Origin of the sequence: Arcicella gelida, from assembly GCF_034931025.1 — a bacterium.
GTDB lineage: Bacteria > Bacteroidota > Bacteroidia > Cytophagales > Spirosomataceae > Arcicella > Arcicella gelida.
Genome location: NZ_JAYGIL010000019.1, coordinates 1 through 20661, shown reverse-complemented (window position 1 = coordinate 20661; position 20661 = coordinate 1). Strand labels below are relative to the sequence as shown.

13 protein-coding genes and 1 pseudogene are annotated in these 20661 nt (G+C 36.1%); 10 read left to right on the top strand and 4 right to left on the bottom strand.

The features are described from left to right. Nucleotides 1–5 precede the first annotated feature (5 nt). Nucleotides 6–932 (top strand): carbohydrate kinase family protein, encoded by a 927-nt coding sequence (locus tag VB776_RS14900; protein ID WP_323697523.1) that lies wholly within the window; start codon nucleotides 6–8, stop codon nucleotides 930–932. Nucleotides 933–1012: 80 nt separating this feature from the next. Here the strand turns inward: VB776_RS14900 and VB776_RS14895 are convergent, their stop codons facing one another. From VB776_RS14895 to VB776_RS14880, 4 genes are all read right to left on the bottom strand, one after another. Then, nucleotides 1013–1420 carry a hypothetical protein gene (locus VB776_RS14895; protein WP_323697522.1) on the bottom strand — a complete coding sequence of 136 codons (408 nt, stop codon included), beginning with the start codon at nucleotides 1418–1420 and terminating at the stop codon, nucleotides 1013–1015. A gap of 138 nt (nucleotides 1421–1558) precedes the next feature. Beyond that, nucleotides 1559–2299 carry a hypothetical protein gene (locus VB776_RS14890; protein WP_323697521.1) on the bottom strand — a complete coding sequence of 247 codons (741 nt, stop codon included), beginning with the start codon at nucleotides 2297–2299 and terminating at the stop codon, nucleotides 1559–1561. Nucleotides 2300–2621: 322 nt separating this feature from the next. Beyond that, nucleotides 2622–3542, bottom strand: coding sequence for a DNA adenine methylase (locus VB776_RS14885; protein WP_323697520.1), 921 nt, complete (start codon nucleotides 3540–3542; stop codon nucleotides 2622–2624). A 1-nt stretch (nucleotide 3543) separates the two neighbouring features. Next, entirely contained in the window at nucleotides 3544–4455 is a 912-nt protein-coding gene (locus tag VB776_RS14880; RefSeq protein ID WP_323697519.1) for a type II restriction endonuclease, read from the bottom strand. A 308-nt stretch (nucleotides 4456–4763) separates the two neighbouring features. Here VB776_RS14880 and VB776_RS14875 point away from each other — a divergent pair, with 308 nt between their 5' ends. The 9 genes and pseudogenes from VB776_RS14875 to VB776_RS14840 all read left to right on the top strand — a co-directional run bounded on the left by VB776_RS14875 (nucleotide 4764) and on the right by VB776_RS14840 (nucleotide 19721). Beyond that, nucleotides 4764–8258, top strand: a complete 3495-nt coding sequence (locus tag VB776_RS14875; RefSeq protein WP_323697518.1) for an amidohydrolase family protein — start codon at nucleotides 4764–4766, stop codon at nucleotides 8256–8258. A gap of 26 nt (nucleotides 8259–8284) precedes the next feature. After that, nucleotides 8285–9019, top strand: a complete 735-nt coding sequence (locus tag VB776_RS14870; protein WP_323697517.1) for a hypothetical protein — start codon at nucleotides 8285–8287, stop codon at nucleotides 9017–9019. 169 nt (nucleotides 9020–9188) lie between these two features. After that, nucleotides 9189–10268 carry a ligand-binding sensor domain-containing protein gene (locus VB776_RS14865; RefSeq protein ID WP_323697515.1) on the top strand — a complete coding sequence of 360 codons (1080 nt, stop codon included), beginning with the start codon at nucleotides 9189–9191 and terminating at the stop codon, nucleotides 10266–10268. A 42-nt stretch (nucleotides 10269–10310) separates the two neighbouring features. Continuing rightward, nucleotides 10311–10436: pseudogene (locus VB776_RS24580) on the top strand (hypothetical protein); the annotation flags it as partial. Between the two features lie 380 nt (nucleotides 10437–10816). Continuing rightward, on the top strand, nucleotides 10817–11422 hold the full coding sequence (locus VB776_RS14860) for an RNA polymerase sigma factor (protein ID WP_323697514.1): 606 nt from the start codon (nucleotides 10817–10819) through the stop codon (nucleotides 11420–11422). A 117-nt stretch (nucleotides 11423–11539) separates the two neighbouring features. Beyond that, complete coding sequence (locus VB776_RS14855; RefSeq protein ID WP_323697513.1) at nucleotides 11540–12631, top strand: FecR family protein; 1092 nt, start codon at nucleotides 11540–11542, stop codon at nucleotides 12629–12631. Between the two features lie 227 nt (nucleotides 12632–12858). After that, nucleotides 12859–16215, top strand: a complete 3357-nt coding sequence (locus VB776_RS14850) for a TonB-dependent receptor (protein WP_323697512.1) — start codon at nucleotides 12859–12861, stop codon at nucleotides 16213–16215. Nucleotides 16216–16251: 36 nt separating this feature from the next. After that, nucleotides 16252–17886, top strand: coding sequence for a RagB/SusD family nutrient uptake outer membrane protein (locus tag VB776_RS14845; protein WP_323697511.1), 1635 nt, complete (start codon nucleotides 16252–16254; stop codon nucleotides 17884–17886). A 101-nt stretch (nucleotides 17887–17987) separates the two neighbouring features. Continuing rightward, entirely contained in the window at nucleotides 17988–19721 is a 1734-nt protein-coding gene (locus tag VB776_RS14840; RefSeq protein WP_323697510.1) for an alpha-L-fucosidase, read from the top strand. Nucleotides 19722–20661: the final 940 nt, after the last annotated feature.

Below are 20661 nucleotides of genomic sequence, written 5' to 3'. Positions count from 1 at the left end.
TAAACATGAAAAAATACGCACTACTTTCGGTTGGCGAACTTTTGGCTGACTTTATTGGAACTGAAATACAAGAAAGTATTCTTGAAACCTCCACTTTTGAACGTTTTCAAGGAGGAAGTCCCGCCAATATGGCTGCTAATATGGCTCGTTTGGGCATGAATACCGCCTTAGTTTCTTGCATTGGCAATGATAATATTGGTATTTATCTGAAAAGAGAAGTAGCCAAAACAGGTATAGATGTTAGTCATGTAGCCGTAGATGATTTTCAACCGACCAGTATTGTAGTGGTTTCACGTACCAAAGGCACGCCCGATTTTATTGCTTATCGCACCGCTGACCGTATGCTTCAACCACAGCATATTCCTGATAGTTTATTGGCGGAATCCGCTATTTTTCATACTACTTGTTTTGCTTTAAGCCAAGACCCAGCCCAAAGTACCATCGTTGATGCCGCCAAACGTGCTAATGCCTTGAATTGCCGTGTAAGTTTAGACGCTAACTACGCTATTCAGATTTGGCCCGACAGAAAACAGGCTTGGGAAACCATTTCAGCGTATTGTTCACACGACGCTTTGGTAAAATTGAGTGAAGACGATGCCGAAAGAATTTATGGACATAAAGTTTCCGAAGCACAAATCTTACAAGATTTTCATGCGATGGGTGCAGACTTAATTTGCTTGACCAAAGGCGGAGATGGTTCTATCATTTCTACCGAAAAGGGAGCAAAACAAATCACCTTGGGCGTAAAACCCCTTGAAGTAATTGATGCTACTGGAGCAGGGGATGCTTATTGGGCAGGATTTCTAACGGCATATACAGAAGGTGCTTCGCCAGAAACCTGTGCCAATGCAGGTGCCAACTTAGCAGCCTTAAAATTAGTAACTAAAGGTCCTTTGCCTGCGAAAGTGGATAAGGGGATTTTGTATGCGTAGTAGTGATTAATGACAGGCTGTCGATTTATTTACTACAAAATATTAAACTACTAAAGACCTCACCCCCAACCCCCTCTCCGTCAGAGAGGGGGCTTTTTTGCTTCAAAATCTCCCCTCTCAGCAGGAGAGGGGTCGGGGGTGAGGTTTCGTACTAAAGAATATTTCACTATACTTTCATTTTCAATGACTACTAAAAACTGATTACGGATGCCTATATTCTCCGAGAAGGTGGTCATATTCTTCGAGTGATTGCCTATATTCTCCGAGATGGTGGTTATATTCTTCGAGAGGTTGCCTATATTCTCCGAGAAGGTGGTCATATTCTTCGAGTGATTGCTTATATTCTCCGAGATGGTGGTTATATTCTTTGAGTGATTGCCTATATTCTCCGAGAGGGTGGTCATATTCTTCGAGTGGTTGCCTATATTCTCCGAGAGGGTGGTCATATTCTTCGAGTGGTTGCCTATATTCTCCGAGAAGGTGGTCATATTCTTTAAAATCTCCCCCCCAATACTCTTCTATTTCTTAGAAGCAGAGTGGTTAAATTTGATTTCCTATCAATAGGGCTGGACTTAAGTCCAGCCCTATTGATAAAGAGGGGAAGTTATCTTCTTTTATAAAATATTCTACTTTAAATTCTTGAAATTAAGTCCCTTCACCATCCCATACTCCATGCTACTCGTACCGAAAACCGCTTTGATATAATTTTTCACGTCCAAAGCCGTATCAATCAAGCCAGTTTCTGGAGAATATAAGCACTTATTTCTAGCTGCACGGCTAATCGTCCAAGCCGTGTTAGCGACCATCACATTGCTGTTGGCATTTTGTAAATCCGTTAAATAAGCTTGCAATGTACTTACTTTCAAGGCATCTTCATTAGGATTATACACCGAATGCGAGCGAATCAATTCTATCAAAGTATAAAAATGCTCTACCATATACTCATAACTCTGTTGCGAGCTAGAAATGGTTTTAGGCTGAGGCGTTTCTCCTTCAACGGCAGTACTTGTACTCTTCTCGCCAGACGAAGCCCTTTTCCCTTGAATTTTTCGATTAATGGTTTTAACCTCCGCCACGGCACTATCTGGCACACCCGAAACAGAAAAAGCATTGAGAATTTTGGTAGCCAAAGGCTTGAGCGGAGCAAACAAATCCCGACGAGTATCAGTGGCTTGAATATACACCGTTTCGTTCGTGATACTTTGTTGTAATAAAGTGTTTGCGGTAGTGAGTTGGCTTTGCAGATTGGGGATTTTCAAGGCATCTTTTGTAGGATTGTAGCCAGCACCAAAGCCAATGCAAAAATTAATCAGGTTTCTAAAATTTGCAATGTTCGTAGCATTGCCAGAATCTTGTGAGGTGTTCATGATATATATTGTTTAAGTTAAAAAATACAACCTATAGAAATTGTACTTATACACCCAATAAATGAAGTGATGAATAAGTAGTTGAACGTATTGAGTGGTAGGTAAAGTATTGTAAAATAGCTACTTGTCGTAGGCTTATACTTTAAAATTAATGAATTGATTTTAGAAAATGATGGGGTGGGAGGGAAAATGTTTTGTAAAAATTAAAAATAATTCCTCTCCCAATACTGAAAGGATTAAACATGAATTTATCGTTTGAAAATAACAAAGCCGTAGAGACGAAATTTATCGTGACTACGGCTTTGTTGATAACAAAATTATATTAAGCCCATTCAATTACTAATTGCTCAGGTTTTGTTTTTTCTTTTAAACCATGGTTATGCTGAATAAAATTTTCTGTTTCAAAATTGCATACTAAAGCTTCTACAATTGTTCTTCTATTTTCTATATTTCCGCCATTATGATAAAAATGGTCTTTGGTAACGATATTGAATTTATCCCAATACTTTTTTATCATTTCGTTTTCTCGCCAATCGTTATGATGCCACGTAGAAAGTATAAACTTAGCCTTCGTTTCACTAAGAAGATGAAACAAAAGTTCCTCGTCTTTTTCTTTCCAACCATTATAATAATCTACGTGTCTGCCGTAATAAGGAGGGTCGCAGTAAATAATATCATTTTCGGTAGCTAAAGGAATAATACTTTCAAATGATTGATTATGAAAACTCCAATCAGGTTCAGGTTGGATGATTTGCGATACCATCGAAAGTTGGTTTGTTATTTTAGTGATATATGCCTGAGCAAACCTATCTGGTTTTTTACAAAAAGGAATGTTCCAATTGCCTTTACCTCCAAATCGCATCATTCCATTAAAACCTGCACGAGAGAGAAAAATAAAATCATAAGGAGAAAATTCTCCACTATTGAATCTACTTCTTACCTTCAAATAATGTTCGTAACCATTGTTGTCGGCTTTACTTAAAATTTCGCCTTCATGTTCAAGATATTGCTTCATCAAAGGAGCTGTAATTGCCTTTTGTTGAACACCTTTATAAAAATTGATGATATGAGGGTTAGTATCGTTAAGAATCGCCTTTTTGTAGCCCGCATTGAAGGCAACCACACCAGTGCCTAAGAAAGGCTCAATCCATCTGCCACTTACTTTTGGAGCAAGTTCCATAATCCAAGGCACTAACTTAGTTTTGATACCTTGACTTTTTATCGGTGGAATAAATACTTTCATCTTATTTTTTATTAAAGGTTTTAGAAACAATTTTCTCATGAAGGTCTGTACGTCCTTTAAATGTTAAGAAATCTTTCAGAGAAGTAATCTTATGCAGTTTTCCATCTTTCAACATGGTAGCTATGCCATGATTAATCCAATATTCATCAAACCAATTTTCTCCTAACTGACTAAAAACTCCATTCTCATTTTTCAGGTCTTCAATGTCAAATACAGAACCAATATTAGCCGTGTTTCCTGAGCCTTGTTTATCACTGGCAATTTTCCATTTTTCAGCAGCAAAAAAATCAAAATCTTTGATAACAGAAGTGATAGAACTAAGCTTATTCACATTTGTTACTTTCCGATTCCCTACTTTTTGATTTGTTACTTCAAATTCATCTTTTAAATCTTCTACTTGAAAAATTTCAGTGTCCGATAACTCATCAGTAATATCTGTTCTGGTATAAATAACTCCCAAACAATAATGCCCTATGTATTGATTATAAGGAAATTGTATGTTTTTATCCTTGTCCCTTTCCTTAAAATATCCTCCATGACTTCCCAATGTAAACCCAGTGGTTTTACCATTACGTCTGAAAGTTGTTTTGAGGTCAACAGCAAATTTAACTTCATCGTTTTCTTGATGTACAAAAGTTAAATCTGGATACCAATTTTGTTTTTCAGCAAGAATGATTTTGTAATTGATGCTTTCTGCGAAAGCTAATATTTGAGGAAAAATATGTATTTCAAGAATTTTGGAAATAATCTTTGTATCAGATGAAATGGTGTAAATATTCTTGTAAACATCAATAAATCCTTTGATTGTCCAATCACCATTATTTGTAGAAACATATTCTTCAAGCTTGGTAGCAAAATGGTCAAGCTCTGTTTTAAAGTCTGATTTGTATTTATTTTTATCTTTTAAATTCATATTTCAAAGGTACATAAAAATGTTGTTTGGGAGACTATTTTAGATTACTCATGATATTTTGATTTACTAATTCCTCTCCCAATCCTGAAAGGATTAAACATGAATAGCCAAAAGTAAAATGAAGAAGATATATGACCCCGAATGGGGTCGAACATCGGTGTTGTTATGTTGCCTTTTCTATAAATATGTCATTCCTTCGGAATTGTTTACTATTTCATGATTGAGTATTTTTAAAAACCTCGACAAAATCAATATCCTAAATAATTATCACTATTTTAGTGATTCAATTCAACAAATTAATCAACAAAATGAAAATCACTTTTCCTCAAACTAATCCTAAAAATCTATTGATAGGATTGTTTGTCGGCACTTTTGCGATTGTCGGCATGGCAAATTCCTTTAAACATTCATCGCCAAGGCATCTATCTTCTGGCGACTCCCTTAAAAAAGACACAACGAAATTTGTTCGTTACAAAGATTTACCGCTAAAGGCTACTCGTAAGTTCAAACTCAATACTGACGAAGGTACTTGGCTTTCATTAGATGTGAGTCCAGATGCGAAAAACATCGTTTTTGATTTGATGGGCGATTTATACACTATTCCTTTTACTGGCGGAAAAGCGACTAACATCACCAAAGGTTTGGCTTTTGATACGCATCCACGTTATAGTCCAGACGGAAAAAAACTGATTTTTATCTCAGATCGTAGCGGTTCGGATAATGTTTGGATGATTGATTTCGAGAAAAAAGATACCATCCAAGTAACGAAAGACCGTGACCAAAACTATGAAGCTGCCGAATGGACTCCCGATGGCAATTATATCATTTTCGCCAAAGGTCGCATGAATGTACAACTGTGGATGGTGCATAAAGATGGAGGCGGAGGCGTTCAATTGATTGACCAACCTGCTACTTTAAAAACTATCGACCCAGCCGTAAGTCCCGACGGAAGATACATTTACTTCTCGCAACGTTCGGGTGCGTGGAATTATAATGCCATGATGCCACAGTACCAAATTGGCGTTTACGACCGTGATAATGCCAAACGCACTACCATTACTTCAAGATACGGTTCAGCATTTTCGCCTACTTTATCAGGCGATGGCAAATGGTTAGTCTATGGTTCTCGCTTTGAAGAAAAAACAGGTTTGGTATTAAGAAATCTGGAAAGTGGCGACGAAAAATGGTTAGCCTATCCCGTACAAAGAGACGAACAAGAATCAATCGCAACGATGGGCGTGTTGCCTTCTATGGCTTTCACGCCTGATAATCAATCGTTAATTGCTTCTTATGGCGGAAAGATTTATAAAATTGCTATCAATGGCGGAAACCCTGTTCAGATTCCATTTAGTGTTGATATGGATTTGGAAATGGGACCAAGATTGGAGTTTAAATATCCCGTTTCAGATACTACTCAAACCTTAATTTCACAAATTCGTGATGCTGTTCCTTCGCCAAATGGCAAGCAGTTGGCTTTTACTTCATTGAACCGTTTGTACGTTGCAGATTATCCGAATGGTACGCCACGTAGAATTACTTCGCATGAATTTACCGAAGCAAATCCTATTTGGTCGAACGATGGAACGCAAATTGCCTTTATCACTTGGACAGCCGAAGGCGGAAATCTTTATAAAGTAAATACCAGCGGAACGCCAAACGTACAAAAACTAACGTCAGTGCCAGCTTTGTATTCGCAACCAGTTTTCTCGCAGAAAGACGATAAAATCGTTTTCATTCGTAGCAAAATGCGTACTTTCAAAGAATCTGTTGGACCAGTTGCTAATAGTTCAGAAGATGAAATTTGTTGGATTGATGCCAAAGGCGGAGCAATCACCGTGATTGATAAAGCACAAGGCAGAAGTACGCCTCACTTCGTGAAAAATTCTGATAGAATCTATTTAAGCGGTGGTGATGGTTCTTTACAGTCGATTAAATGGGATGGAACAGACGAAAAAGTTCATGCAAAAATCACAGGCATCACTACTTATGGCATGAGTATCGAAGGCGAAGATTATGTGCATAATTGTATGTTGGGCGAAAAAATGGCGGAGGCAATGGAAGTAAACAGAGCGTCAAATGCTTCACAAGTATTAATGTCGCCCGATGGAGACAAAGCTTTGGCACAAATTAACAATGATATTTATGTAATGACGATTCCTAAAACAGGAAAAACAGTTAACATTTCTGTATCAGACCCAAGTTCAGCACAGTTTCCTGCACAAAAATTAACAGAAATAGGAGGGGAGTTTCCAGCTTGGTCGAGCGATGCGAAGAAAGTACATTGGTCTTTAGGTCGCTTTCATTTTGTGTATGATTTAGACAAATCCAAAGCTTTTGAAGACAGTGTGAAAACCGCTAAAAAAGCACAAGAAAAAGCAAAGGCAGATTCTTTAAACAAAGCTAAAACCGATACTTTGAAAATTAAAGTTGATGTAAAAGCCAAAGCAGATTCTGCCACAAAAAAAGTAGCCGTTAAAAAAGCTGAAACTACTTATAAGCCAGAAGAAACTGAGATTAAACTGTACTTCACCAAAGATATTCCGACAGGAAATGTATTGTTGAAAGGCGGAAGAATCATCACGATGAATGGCAATGAAGTGATAGAAAATGGAGATATTTTAATAGAAAACAACCGAATAAAAGCCGTTGGGAAAAGTGGAAGTCTGAAAGGCGTTGGCAATGCCAAAGTAATTGATGTAAAAGGCAAAACCATCACGCCGGGTTTTGTAGATACACATTCGCACATGTGGCCACAATGGGGCATTCAGAAAAACCAAGTATGGATTTATGCCACCAATTTAGCCTATGGCGTAACCACTACTCGTGACCCACAAACGGCTACTACCGACGTACTCACTTATAGCGACATGGTGGACGCTGGCAAAATGGCTGGGCCAAGAATCTATTCAACGGGGCCGGGTGTTGGTTTCTGGTCGTACAATATCAAAGATTCAACAGGGGCAATCAATGCTTTGAAGCAATACAGCAAATATTACAATACCAAGTACATCAAAATGTATTTGACGGGCAATCGTCAAACTCGTCAATGGATTATCAAAGCGGCAAAAGACCAAAAACTAATGCCAACTACTGAAGGCGGTTTGAACTACAAACTGAACATGACCAATATGTTGGATGGCTATCCCGGACACGAACACGCTATTCCAGTTTATCCATTGTACAACGATGTGGTGAAATCCATCGCTTACTCAAAAATGGCAGTAACGCCTACTTTCTTGGTAGCCTATGGAGGTCCTTTTGCTGAAATTTTCTATTTTGAAACAGAGAATCCGTATCATGATAAAAAGATGCAATACTTTATGCCTTATGAAGAATTAGCGGAAAAAACTCGTAGAGTAACAGGTTGGTTTATGCCAGAAGAACACGTTTTTCAGAAACACGCCAAGTCGATGAAAGCAATGGTAGAAAATGGTTCATTGGCAGGTATCGGTAGTCACGGAGAATTTCAAGGTTTGGGTTATCATTGGGAATTATGGTCGATGCAAAGCGGAGGTATGAAAAACCTTGATGCTTTAAAAGTATCAACCATTCTCGGAGCAACCGCTTTAGGTTTAGACAAAGATTTGGGAAGTATCGAAAAAGGAAAATTAGCCGATTTATTAATCATGGATAAAAATCCTTTAGAAAACATTCGTCATTCAAACACCTTGAAAATGGTGATGAAAAACGGCAGAATCTACGATGCCAATACCCTAAACGAAGTATATCCAAGCCAAAACAAACTCATCAGAAGCGAATGGGAATTTGAAAAACCTGTAGAGAATACGGGGATTAAGGAGTAAGTAAATTAATAATTTATCCCAAATACATGGGCTTTGCACAGCTCGTGTATTTGGGATTGTACTATCACAAATTTGACAACCAAGCTATTCAAATGCGAAGGACAGTTAATACACTTTATTATACTTTCTTAATCCTGATATTTTTTTTAATAGTAATCCACATTAAGAGAATTGACTATTATGAAAACCCATCTAAGGAAATAATTGAAAATATTTACACAGGGCTTACAAATATTTCGACACATTTTTCCCAAGAAGACAGTTTAGATTATAGGCTAAACCTAAGTTTTAATCACATACAAGCAAAAATATTAGTAAAGGATATTGAGGTTTTTGTAGTTGGGATTAACGATGACAATTCAACTGTTTTAAGAATAAATAAAATACTTCCTTATAGTGGTATGCACAATTGGGACATCCCAGAATTTAAGAAATTTTCTAAAATTCCAACGAACTTAAAAAGTCTAAACTCTGAGAGTAACTCATATTTTGCGTATGATTTTATTTTAACTCCAAAATCAGATATAGAACTGGAAAAATTCAAAATCATTATAAAACTAAATTTTACAGAGAACTCAATTGATAAAAACATTAACAAGGAGTTAATAATTTTAAAGAAAAATAAAATACGATTTAAACCATTAGATAATCATAGCGATGGAACGCTGATTTTAATTCCAATTTTAATTATTGTAACGATTATACTTGCGGTTTGTAAGTCTCAACGTAGACGAAGAGAAAATCAAGTTAAGCGAGAATAAAAACAACCCTCAACATGAGTTGTGGTAAGTTGGACGCTTTCCGTGTTCTGTGGCTGACATAACACTGAGAGAAACAACAAATAAATTCTGTTTTGCCATTGCCCGTGTCCTCATGGGCAATTTTTCTTTTAACATTTTATCAAAATCCTAAAACAGTAAAACCATAATCATGACACTGAACAAAATAGTACTTTTTAGTTTTTTGATGATTGTTACGGCTTGCCACGGACAAGAAAAGAACAGTAAGCTTAATGCTTCCAAGCCAAGTCCAAGAGTAATCAAAAACTTTAAATCAGTGGGATTAGCTCCTGATTTTGATACAACTTTAGTGAGCCAATACATCCGAAGTATTTTTGAAGACTCCAAAGGGAATTTATGGTTTGGTACTATTGGCGAAGGTGTAGTGAGGTACGACAAAACAACTTTAACCTATTTTGCTAATCCTGATGGTTTTGAAAGCAAGTCTGTTTTTTCCATTAATGAAGATAAAAAGGGCAATATGTGGTTTGGCACTGACCAAGGAGTATATAAGTATGACCCTAAATTGGCAGTTGGTAAAAGATTTAGAAATTATACTCAAAAAGATGGGTTAAGTCATATTGGCATCAGCCGAAAAAGTATTCTTGTTGATAAATCGGGGGCGGTTTGGGTAGGTACACATGGCGGAGTTTATCGATATAATCCATTAGCAGATAGTTTGGATAATCAATCTTTTTCGTTATTTTCTTTACTTCCGCCTATCAATGTTGCGTGCATTATGGAAGACAAAGCCGGAAATATTTGGTTTGCCTCGTCTAATAAAGGTGTGTTTCGTTATGATGGCAAAACGATTGTCAATTTTAATGAAAAAGAAGCTTTGGGCGAGAACTATGCAGGCGGTATTGCACAAGACAAATTGGGCAATATGTGGTTTACCATGAAAAATGGTATCTGTAAATTTGATGGCAAAACTTTTACCGAATACACGCCCAAAGATGGCTTAGGGGGTACAGAGTTTTGGGGAATAATCATAGAAGATTCGGGTATAATATGGATTACAGCACGTGGTAGCACTACCAGATTTGACCCTTCTATTCCATTGCCAAATCCGAAAGCATTTAAGGTATTTACCACAGCTGACGGGATAAACTGTTGCGTACAAAGTATGTTTCAAGATAAATCAGGAAATATGTGGTGGGGTGCAGGAAGCGGACTTTATAGATTCAACGGAACGCAATTTTATCAAGTGAAGCAGAATGGACCTTGGTAGGATTTATAGGAATTTGAAAGATTACTTCGGAATGACTATTACAAGTCAAAAGATTTTCCTGCCTCACAATTAGTCTGGACAGATAGAAATGATAAACTTCCTTGGGAAACTGATTTTGAAGAAGAATTTATATACAAACATCCCTTACTTGATAGAAATGCTTTTTAAAATTTAGCCATCAAACCTAAGATTTAGCCTGAGTTTCCTTGTTTAAAGAAGGGATTAAATTTGTTGGATTAGTTCATTAAAAATAGAACCTCAATGGACAATTGAGTATTCTCATTTGGGCTAAATATTACACCCATATCAGGCTTGATTTGATTGAAACGAATAGTAAACTTGAGCCAACGGATTTTATTTTCCAGATCTAGTCATTTCATCATTCTACTGAAAATGGACTAATCATGATATTGCCATATAAAAAAATGATAATTTTATCAGTATATTTTGCAATTTTCACCTTATTGTTTGTGTCAATGAGATTCGTTGAGTAAAATGAATATTTTCAGAGATATTCATTTCAGTTTTATCAATTCAATTCATTCATTTTGGCAATTAAACCCTTGCATAGCGATGATTTATTACTTTGGCAAACCTTCAAAAAAGGTGATAAGAAAGCTTTTTCCAAAATTTATCAGCTATACGCAAAGCCATTATTAAACTATGGAATTACGCTCAGGATTTCTCCTAATTTATCAGTAGTAGAAGATTGCATTCAAGACATTTTTTTAGAGCTTTGGCAAAGTAAGGAGAATCTTGCTGATACAGATTCTATTAAATTTTACTTGTTTCGTTCGCTCAAAAATAAATTAATGCGTACGATGAAGTACGATTTTACTAACAAAGCTGATGAAATAGATCAGAACTTGGAAGCACTGTTTGAATCGTCTTTTGAAGGACTTTTGATTGAGGAAGAAAATCAAAAAGAGCAATTAGAAAGACTTGAAAAAGCCTTTGGTCAATTATCGCAACGCCAGCGAGAAGTAATCAATTTAAAATATTATCATCAATTCTCGAATGCTCAAATCGCTGAAATGATGGAATTGAACTATTCTTCGGTAGGCAATCTTATTCAAAAAGCCTTGTACTCTTTGCGCCAATCCATTCATTTTCCTTCACATTTTTTACTCTTTATTATTAATTTTTTGAATTGATAAATAGCTGATTTATTTATACTTAGCTATTATGTGCAAATTAAATGTAAAAATTTTTACATTTAATAGGATATATTTTTGTTGTTTATGACATTCTATAATTAAAGCCCTCTATAAATGATGAACTACTCTGATTTCGATATAATGGATTTTGTAAAAGACGATTTTTTTTGTCGATGGGTACAAAATCCAGATGAACAAACTGAAAAGTTTTGGCAAGATTTTCTACAAGAGAATCCTGATAAAGAAGTATTGATTTTAAAGGCAAAATCAATGGTAAAAAGCTTGGCTTCTATTCAAAATACGTCTATTGATGAAGAAGCATCGGTAGCAAAAATTTGGCAAGGAGTAGAATCTGAGATAACTGAGAAGTCAAACTATTGGGGACGGTATGTTTGGCCATTGGCGGCATCGATTACAGTATTAATTGGTTTAGGTTGGTGGATAAATTATCAAAAAGAGGCTGAAAAAGCATTTGATATTCCACAATTATCAGCTAAAAGTTCGGAGGTAGAATTTATAGAAAAAGGAAATACTTCAAATGAGCCAATGAGTGTTTTTTTGATGGATGGAAGTGAAATTGTTCTTGAGAAAAAATCAAAGATTCGTTATCCAAAGGTTTTTGAAGCAGATAAAAGAGAAGTATTTCTGGTAGGAGAAGCTTTTTTTGAAGTAACTAAAAATCCCAAAAGACCTTTTCTGATTTATACCAAAAAATTAATTACCAAAGTATTAGGTACAAGTTTTACGATTAAGGCAAATCCTGAAACAGAAGAAGAAAGAGTTGTAGTAAAGACAGGTCGAGTTTCGGTGGTTGCACAACTAGAATCAAAAACAGTTGAAAAAAGCATACATTTTTCAGAAGCAAACGGCATTGTGGTTACTCCAAATCAAGAAGCTGTTTACTTATCATCCGATGCCAAATTGATGAAGAGAATCGTTCCTAAACCAGCAATACTTTCATCTATACTACAAAAGCAAGAATTTATCTACAAAAATGCTTCTTTGGCTAAAGTCTTTACAGATTTAGAAAATGCCTATGGCATTAAAATTATTTATGATGAAAACCTTTTTGAAGAATGCACCATCAACGGAAATCTATCAGATGCAACCATGTTTGATAAGCTGAATAGTATTGCAAAAATTACTGGAATAAATTATCAAGTAGTTGATGCACAGATAATTGTATCTGGAAAAGGTTGTGAATAATTGTTTGATTATTAATGAATCTTTATAAATACTCTAACTCAAAAAATATCTCAAATATGAAAAAACGCATTACCAATTCCTCCTGAAAAAAAGAAAAGTCGATAAATGTTCTCAGCATTTATCGACTTGATACCATTCCCTTAGACGCAAATCAAACACTTCCTTAGGAAGAAGTGTTAGGGAATATTTTTGTCAAATTTTCCAAAAAAACAAAAACAGTACAATTTATGAAAAAAAATCTATTAACGTTAGCAACGTTGCTATCCATTATGAAAATTTCAGCTGGACAGATATTAATTGCGATAATCTTCACTACGTTATCGTATGCGAGTGAAGTAAGTGGGCAAGATATACTGCAACAAAAAATAACTGTGCGTATTGAAGAAAAAGGTTTGACTGAGGCTCTTTCTGAGCTTGAGAATGCTGCCAAAATCAACTTTTTCTATAGCCCAAAGAATATTAGTGCTAAACGTAAAATTAGCATTGTAGCGAAGAATCGTGAATTAAGAGATGTTTTAAAGGAATTATTTACTCCTCTAAGCATCAGTTATGAAATTCAAGGCGAACGCATTCTTTTGAAGAAGAATAATCCCAGTATTGAGAAAAAGGAAGAAAGCCTTGAAACTCAGATTGAGCTTCAAGAACAAAATATAACGGGAACCGTAACTGATGAAAAAGGTGAACCTTTAGTTGGAGTAAGCATTGCTATAAAAGGAACAACGAAAGGAAGCGTAACCAATGAAAAAGGTCAGTTTACTATTAATTTACCAGACAGTTACAACGTGTTAGTTTTTTCATACATTGGATACAAAAAGCAAGAAATCCAAGTAGGTAAAGTAACCGAATTGAATATAAAATTAGTAGCAGAACAACAAAGTTTAGATGAAGTTGTTGTTGTGGGTTATGGTACTCAAAAGAAAATCAATCTAACAGGCTCTGTGTCAACTATTTCTTCCAAAGAAATTGCAGACAGACCGATTACACAATCTTCTCAAGCATTAGCAGGTTTAATGACAGGAGTTTCGGTATCACAAGGTTCTGGACAGCCCGGTAATAATGGTGCGAGTATTACGATTCGTGGTATTGGTTCTTATGGTGCTGGTGGTGGTGCATTGATACTTGTTGACGGATTAGCAACTTCTATTAATGATGTTGACCCCAACAACATCAAGAGTATTTCGGTATTGAAAGATGCAGCCTCTGCGGCCATGTATGGTAGCCGAGCGGCCAATGGTGTAATTCTTATCGAAACCAAAAGAGGAGAAGCTGGCAAAATGAAAATTAGCTATAATAGCTATGCAGGATGGCAAAATGCAACACAACTGCCTGATTTTGTGGAGTCTGCTGAATATGCCAAATTAAGAAATGAAGCAAATTTAAACGCTGGTGCTGGTATTTCTTACACTGACACCGAGATTGAAAAATTCAGAAATGGCTCAGACCCTGATAATTATCCCAATGTACCTCACCTTAAAAATCTCTTAACTTCAGGAGATGGCTTTCAGAGTAACCATAACCTAAGTTTTATGGGAGGGAATGATAAAACAAGGTATCTTTTTTCTATTGGGTATTTGCAACAAAACGGTATCGTGGCTAAAAATGGCTATTCAAAATATAATATCCTTTTGAATACTGATACTAAAATTAAGGATAACCTTACGTTAAAGGTGAATTTGGCTGGCTACACTTCTGAAAATCATTCTCCACGTCAATATGATGGTGGGATGAACAGCATGATAAACTTTGCGGTAAGACAGGGACCTATTTTTGCAGGTAAAAAATCTGATGGAACGTATGGTTACCAAGACAATTACAGCCCAGAAGCGTGGATGGCTAGTGAGTCTTTTTACAAGGGAACAAATAAATACTTTTTAGGAAGTAGTGAAATTGCTTGGGAGGTCATCAAAGGATTAACCTTGAGTGGTAAAGTTGGATATAATTTTTGGAGCTACTATAACAAAGATTATGCTTCAGAATTTGTGTTTAATGCAAACAAGACCGTTGGTCCCAATAATTTAAGCGTATCATCTGGACAAGGACAGCAATTAACAATGCAGTCTTTAGCAACTTATAGCAAACAATTTGATAAACACTCATTTACAATACTCGGAGGTGTTTCACAAGAACAATATGATGATTGGGGAATGTCAGCGTATCGTAAAGATTTCCCTACTAATACACTCTATGAAATCAATGGTGGCTCTGCAACAGGTATGAGTAATTCAGGTTCTGCTTCGGCATGGTCAATGCGTTCATTTTTTAGTAGAGTGAACTACTCGTTTAACAACAGATATTTGTTTGAAGCCAATATGCGTTCGGATGCGACTTCTCGCTTTCCTGCAAAAGGTAGATGGGGTTATTTCCCTTCTTTCTCAGCAGGATGGATTCTTTCAGAAGAGGATTTCTTGAAAAATGTTTCTTGGATTAACAGCCTAAAAGTAAGAGCAAGCTGGGGAAAATTGGGTAACCAAAACGTAGGTACATACCCTTATCAGAATATCGTTTCGCTTGGGCAAAACTATTCTTTAGGCGGTGTTTTAGTTTCTGGAGCGGCGACAACAAGACTGAGCAACGCCGATGTTACTTGGGAAACTACCACTACCACAGATATTGGTGTAGATGCTAGTTTGTGGAAAGGAAAGTTAGATTTTACCTTGGGTGTTTTCAAAAAACAAACTTCTGGCGTACTTTATAGCATAGCCAGCTCTGCCACTTTGGGTCTTAGTACTTCGCCAGTAAACATTGGTGGGGTAGAAAATACAGGCTTTGAAGCAAGCTTAAACTATCATGCCAACATTGGAAAAGTTAAGATTGGAATATCGCCAAACTTTACGGTTGTTAACAATAAAGTAACTGAACTAGCCAATGGACTTCAGCAAAATATTGGAGCCAATTTATTTGTGGGACAGTCATTAGGCGTTACTTATGGTTACGTTGCAGATGGCTTATTTAAGGATGCAGACGATGTGGCAACTTATCCAAAACAACCCTATTCGGCACAACCCGGCTTTATTCGATACAAAGATATAAGTGGTCCTAATGGTGTGCCTGACGGTAAAGTAGATGCTACTTACGATAGAACATTTATCGGTAACACTGTCCCTAAATACAACTTTGGATTAACGCTTACTGCTAATTACAAAGGATTCGATTTCTTAATGTTAGTGCAAGGACTTGCTGGATGGCAAAAACAAATGAATAACTATCAGGCATTTGCCTTCTTTAACGGAGGACAAATCCAAAGATGGCAAGTAGAAAACCGTTGGACAACTGAGAATCCTAATCCAAATGCACTTTATCCAAAACTAACAAATCTTAATGAAGGAAGCGGTATTGTTCAAACATCAACATTTTGGAATAGAGATGCCAGTTTTGCAAGATTGAAAAACTTACAAGTTGGCTATACATTTAATAATGAATTGATAAATAAAATGAAGATTGATAGGCTCAGAGTATATTTTAGTGGACAAAATCTCCTTTCGATTAATTCATATTATCAAGGATGGGATCCAGAAATGGCACAAAATGGTGGATTTTATCCCCTTACAAGTGTTTATACTTTTGGTGTAAATGTATCATTCTAAATTATACAGACATATTTTATTAAACGATTGAGAGACATGAAATTCAAAAATATATATTCAAAACTGCCATCCTTCAAAATAGGCTTACTGTTTGTGCTATACTTTTTTATAGTAGCTTGTAAAAGTGATTATTTTGACAAACAACCACTTGACTCCATTTCAGATGGTACTTTCTGGAAAACAGAGAAAGACGCAAACTTAGCCTTGATTGGATGTTATAACATTGGAGCAGGCTGGTCTGGTGAAGATTTCTGGAATGCTAGAGCTGTGTTTTACCTTGACTTGATGGCAGGACTAGGTTCAGAGAAAGAGCTAATCCCTGACCGTGTTACAGATGGTTCATTAAACTCCTCTTATTGGGTAACAAATAGCTATTGGAGCAATACTTACAATAAGATAGCCAAATGCAATAACTTCTTAGACCATATTGATGCTATTCAGATGGATCAAACGAAGAAGAGTATCTTAAAATCTGAAATTCGTACTTTAAGAGCTTATTGTTTGTTCAACCTTGCCCTATATTTTGGGGATGTGCCTTTGCCTAAAAAGCTATTAACCTTGGATGAGGCAAACTCTATTACGAGAACGCCTAAAGCAGAAGTTTGGACTTTTGTAGAAAATGAATTAAAAGAAAGTGCTGCATTATTACCTACCACTCGCCCAAGTAGTGAAATGGGACGCATTACAGCTGGAGCTGCTTTGGCTATCTTGGGTAGAGTACAAATGGCGGAGAAAAAATGGAGTGATGCGGCAGTTACCTACAAAAAAATTATAGATAGCGGTGTTTATTCGATTGAACAAGGAGGTTTTAAAAAGTTGTTTATTCAAACAGGAGAAAATAGCAATGAAATCATTCTTGCCTCACAATACCACGAGGATACGTACAGCCATGTGTTTTTACAATATCTTTATCCTGAAACTTACGGAGGATGGCATCAATTTTCGCCATATAACGAATTAGTGCAATCTTATGAATGTACTGATGGAAAAACAGTAGAAGAATCTCCTTTATACAATTCAAATAACCCTTATAATAATCGTGACCCAAGGCTTGACCAAACGATTATGATTTCTGATCGTGCAGTATTTAAAGGAGTAAAGTACATCTCAAGACCAGAAAGTAGCTCACCTGATAGAATGAATCGATACAATTGGAGTGGCTACTGTGTTAATAAGTTTATGGATTCAACCTTTGCAGGAAACCTCATGAATTATGGTGGAAACTTCACTTTGATTCGCTATGCAGAAGTACTTTTAAGCTACCTTGAGGCAAAAGTTGAAGCTGGAGATGCTATCAACCAAGCGTTATTGGATGAAACTATCAACAAAGTGAGAGGTAGAGCTTCAGTAAATATGCCACCAGTGAAAGTTACAGACGCTGCCTCTTTGAGAACAATCTTTAGAAGAGAACGCAAAGTAGAATTGGCATTTGAAGGAATACATTACTATGATATTCTGAGATGGGGAACCGCTGCAACGGAACTGAATCGCCAGTTTACAGGTATGAAACTCACCAATTCTCCATCTACATATAAAGATTTTCCTGTGGATAATCAAGGATTCTTGCTTTATCAAAAAAGAGCTTTTGTCGCAGGAAGAAATGAATTATGGCCAATTCCTCAGTCTGAAAGAGATATAAATAAAAACCTTACACAGAACTCTGGCTATTAATCTCATTCATTAATTCATATCTCTGAAACGTCTTAGCGAATGAAAACCTGTTTTTCATTCGCTAAGTTTTTTTAATTAAAATGCTCAATAGAGCTAATTCCATGAAAAAAATATTTGTACTACTTATTCCCTTCTTACTTCCTGTTTGTATGTATGCACAGGAAAAAAATCCATTACCAACAATTTCAAAACCTAAACCCGTTGATAGCGAAACTTTAGGAGATTGGAAAACATTTCCAGAAATGAAACTGGATATTCCCATCGCCAAAGGCCCTTTTGAACCTACTTGGGAGTCTATTGAAAAAAACTATCCCGGTACTCCGCAGTGGCTTCGTGATGCGAAGTTTGGAATTTGGGTTCATTTTGGTCCACAATCAGCAGGAGAAAGTGGTGATTGGTATGCACGAAAGTTATACAGACCTGATAAAAAAGCTTATGCCAATCATTTAAAAAAGTACGGGCATCCATCTGAGGTTGGCTATAAAGAAGTATTACGTGACTGGAATCCCATCAAGCTTAAACCATCAGAACTCACTAAAATATACCGAGATGCTGGTGCAAAATATTTGATGATTCAAGGCGTGCATCATGATAATTATGATTTATGGAATTCAAAATATCAACCTTGGAATTCGGTCAATATTGGTCCAAAACGTGATTTGATAGGCGAATGGGCAAAAGCTTGTAGAACTGATGGAATGCGTTTTGGCGTGACCTTTCACCATGAATATACATGGTGGTGGTGGCAAACAGCTTTTGAAAGTGACAAAGAAGGCGAGAAAAAAGGTATTCCTTACGACGGGCATCTGACTCTTGCCGACGGCAAAGGAAAATGGTGGGAAGGCTATGACCCTCGAATGCTCTATGGTATCGACCTCCGAGAATACAAAGGAGTAGAACAAAATGCAAATTCAGAATGGTCACCACCACCAGCAGGTATTTTTTCAAATCATCTTGATTATGCCAAATGGTACACTACCAATTGGGCTTTACGAATGATGGATGTTGTAGAACACTATGACCCTGATTTTATTTATACTGATGGTACTGTGCAAGGTCCTTTTACTGGGAATGGAACAGGAACAGGGATTAAAGCCGATGCTATGCAACACGTAATTGCTGATTTCTACAACCGTACACTCCAAAGAAGAGGTAACGTAAATACTTTCAGTATTGTAAAATTCCGTGATAATACCAATGGCACGGTAAATACTGAAGAGTTTGGCGTTCCTGAAAAAATCAATACAGCTCAAACTTGGATTGCCGAAGCACCAGTTGGAGACTGGTTTTATGCTCCTGGTTTTACTTATGATTCGGGAATGATGATTAGATATGTAATTGAAGCCATAGCACGTGATGGAAATGCTGCTCTTTGTATATCTATATTACCTGATGGTTCTTTAGACGAAGGTAGTTTGAAAATGTTAAAAGAAGTAGGCATTTGGATGCGTAGAAATGGATCTGCTGTTTATGGAAGTAAGGCTTGGAGTATTCCCGGTGAAGGAGAAATCATCAATAATAAATTGAAAATGTTACCAGGGGGTGGATTAACGAAAAGACACGCCGAGTTTAAATTCAATGAAACAGATTTTAGATTTACGGTTGGGAAAGACAAAGCACTTTATACTTTCTGTATGACAGTACCCGCTCCGAATACGACCATAAAAATAAAATCTTTGGGTTCAAATGCTGGTTATTATGCTCAAAGTATAAAGAAGGTTTCTTTGCTTGGTTACAAGGGAAAACTCAACTGGAAACAAGAAGCAGATGGCTTAACAATTACTTGTCCTTCAAAGATGCCTTATGAAACCTCTGTAGTTTTTAAGGTTGAATGATATTTAGTATAAAAACAATATTAGAGGAATTTAAAGGCATTTTCCCTAAAAGGTTTCACTTATGGCATGACTGCCAATGAAATGGCAATGACGATAAAGCAAGAATAGTTATGCCATGAGTAAAGATTATAGCGTGTTTTAAATAAACCAAGAGGTCAAAAGTTAGCTTTTGACCTCTTGGTTTATAGAGCCATCGAACGCCAACTACTTGAAAATTAGTACCATATATTTTATGTCATTAAATTATGATTGTCCGTATCATTGAGTAAAGACTGTAAATTCTCAAGCTATCAGGGATAATATTTTTAAAAAAGTTTGACACAACACTCATCTTGTTAAATGGAATGGTCATAAAGTAAAAAATAATAGGCATCTTGTTAAATGGAATGGGCGTAAAGTAAAAAGTAGTTGGCATCTTGTTAGATGAAATGGTCATAAAGTAAAAAATAACTGGCATCTTGTTAAATAAAATGGTCATAAAGTAAAAAGTAGTTGGCATCTTGTTTGATGGAATGGTCATCTAGTAAAAATTAATTTGGGTTTTGTTTAATGGACAGGTTATAAAGTAAAAAGTAGTTGGCATCTTGTTGGATGTAATGGTCGTACAGTAAAAAGTAACTGGTATCTTGTTAGATTAAATGGTCATAAAGTAAAAGGCAATTGTCACATTGTTGGATGAACAGTCCCTGTAATATAGAAAAACAGTATGTATTGTAAAGAAGATACTATGTCATCCATAATGCCAAGAACATATAAAAAATGACAATCTCCATCTAAAATGGAATATATAAAGTTGTTTATTCAAAATACTTTTATAAACAAAGGCACCCTCCCCTTAGTTGTGTAAGTTTTGTTGGGGCTTTGATTTTTTAAAAAATCAAAGCCCCAACAAAAAACTTTAAATAACTTAGCAACAATAATTGTCATTTTTATGGATAAG

Bases quoted from the DNA above. Each gene is read 5' to 3' on its own strand.
- VB776_RS14885 (WP_323697520.1), bottom strand. From the start codon at position 3,542: ATGAAAGTATTTATTCCACCGATAAAAAGTCAAGGTATCAAAACTAAG.
- VB776_RS14840 (WP_323697510.1), top strand. From the start codon at position 17,988: ATGAAAAAAATATTTGTACTACTTATTCCCTTCTTACTTCCTGTTTGT.
- VB776_RS14875 (WP_323697518.1), top strand. From the start codon at position 4,764: ATGAAAATCACTTTTCCTCAAACTAATCCTAAAAATCTATTGATAGGA.
- VB776_RS14880 (WP_323697519.1), bottom strand. From the start codon at position 4,455: ATGAATTTAAAAGATAAAAATAAATACAAATCAGACTTTAAAACAGAG.
- VB776_RS14855 (WP_323697513.1), top strand. From the start codon at position 11,540: ATGATGAACTACTCTGATTTCGATATAATGGATTTTGTAAAAGACGAT.
- VB776_RS14865 (WP_323697515.1), top strand. From the start codon at position 9,189: ATGACACTGAACAAAATAGTACTTTTTAGTTTTTTGATGATTGTTACG.
- VB776_RS14900 (WP_323697523.1), top strand. From the start codon at position 6: ATGAAAAAATACGCACTACTTTCGGTTGGCGAACTTTTGGCTGACTTT.
- VB776_RS14895 (WP_323697522.1), bottom strand. From the start codon at position 1,420: ATGACCACCTTCTCGGAGAATATAGGCAACCACTCGAAGAATATGACC.
- VB776_RS14845 (WP_323697511.1), top strand. From the start codon at position 16,252: ATGAAATTCAAAAATATATATTCAAAACTGCCATCCTTCAAAATAGGC.
- VB776_RS14850 (WP_323697512.1), top strand. From the start codon at position 12,859: ATGAAAAAAAATCTATTAACGTTAGCAACGTTGCTATCCATTATGAAA.
- VB776_RS14890 (WP_323697521.1), bottom strand. From the start codon at position 2,299: ATGAACACCTCACAAGATTCTGGCAATGCTACGAACATTGCAAATTTT.
- VB776_RS14870 (WP_323697517.1), top strand. From the start codon at position 8,285: ATGGGCTTTGCACAGCTCGTGTATTTGGGATTGTACTATCACAAATTT.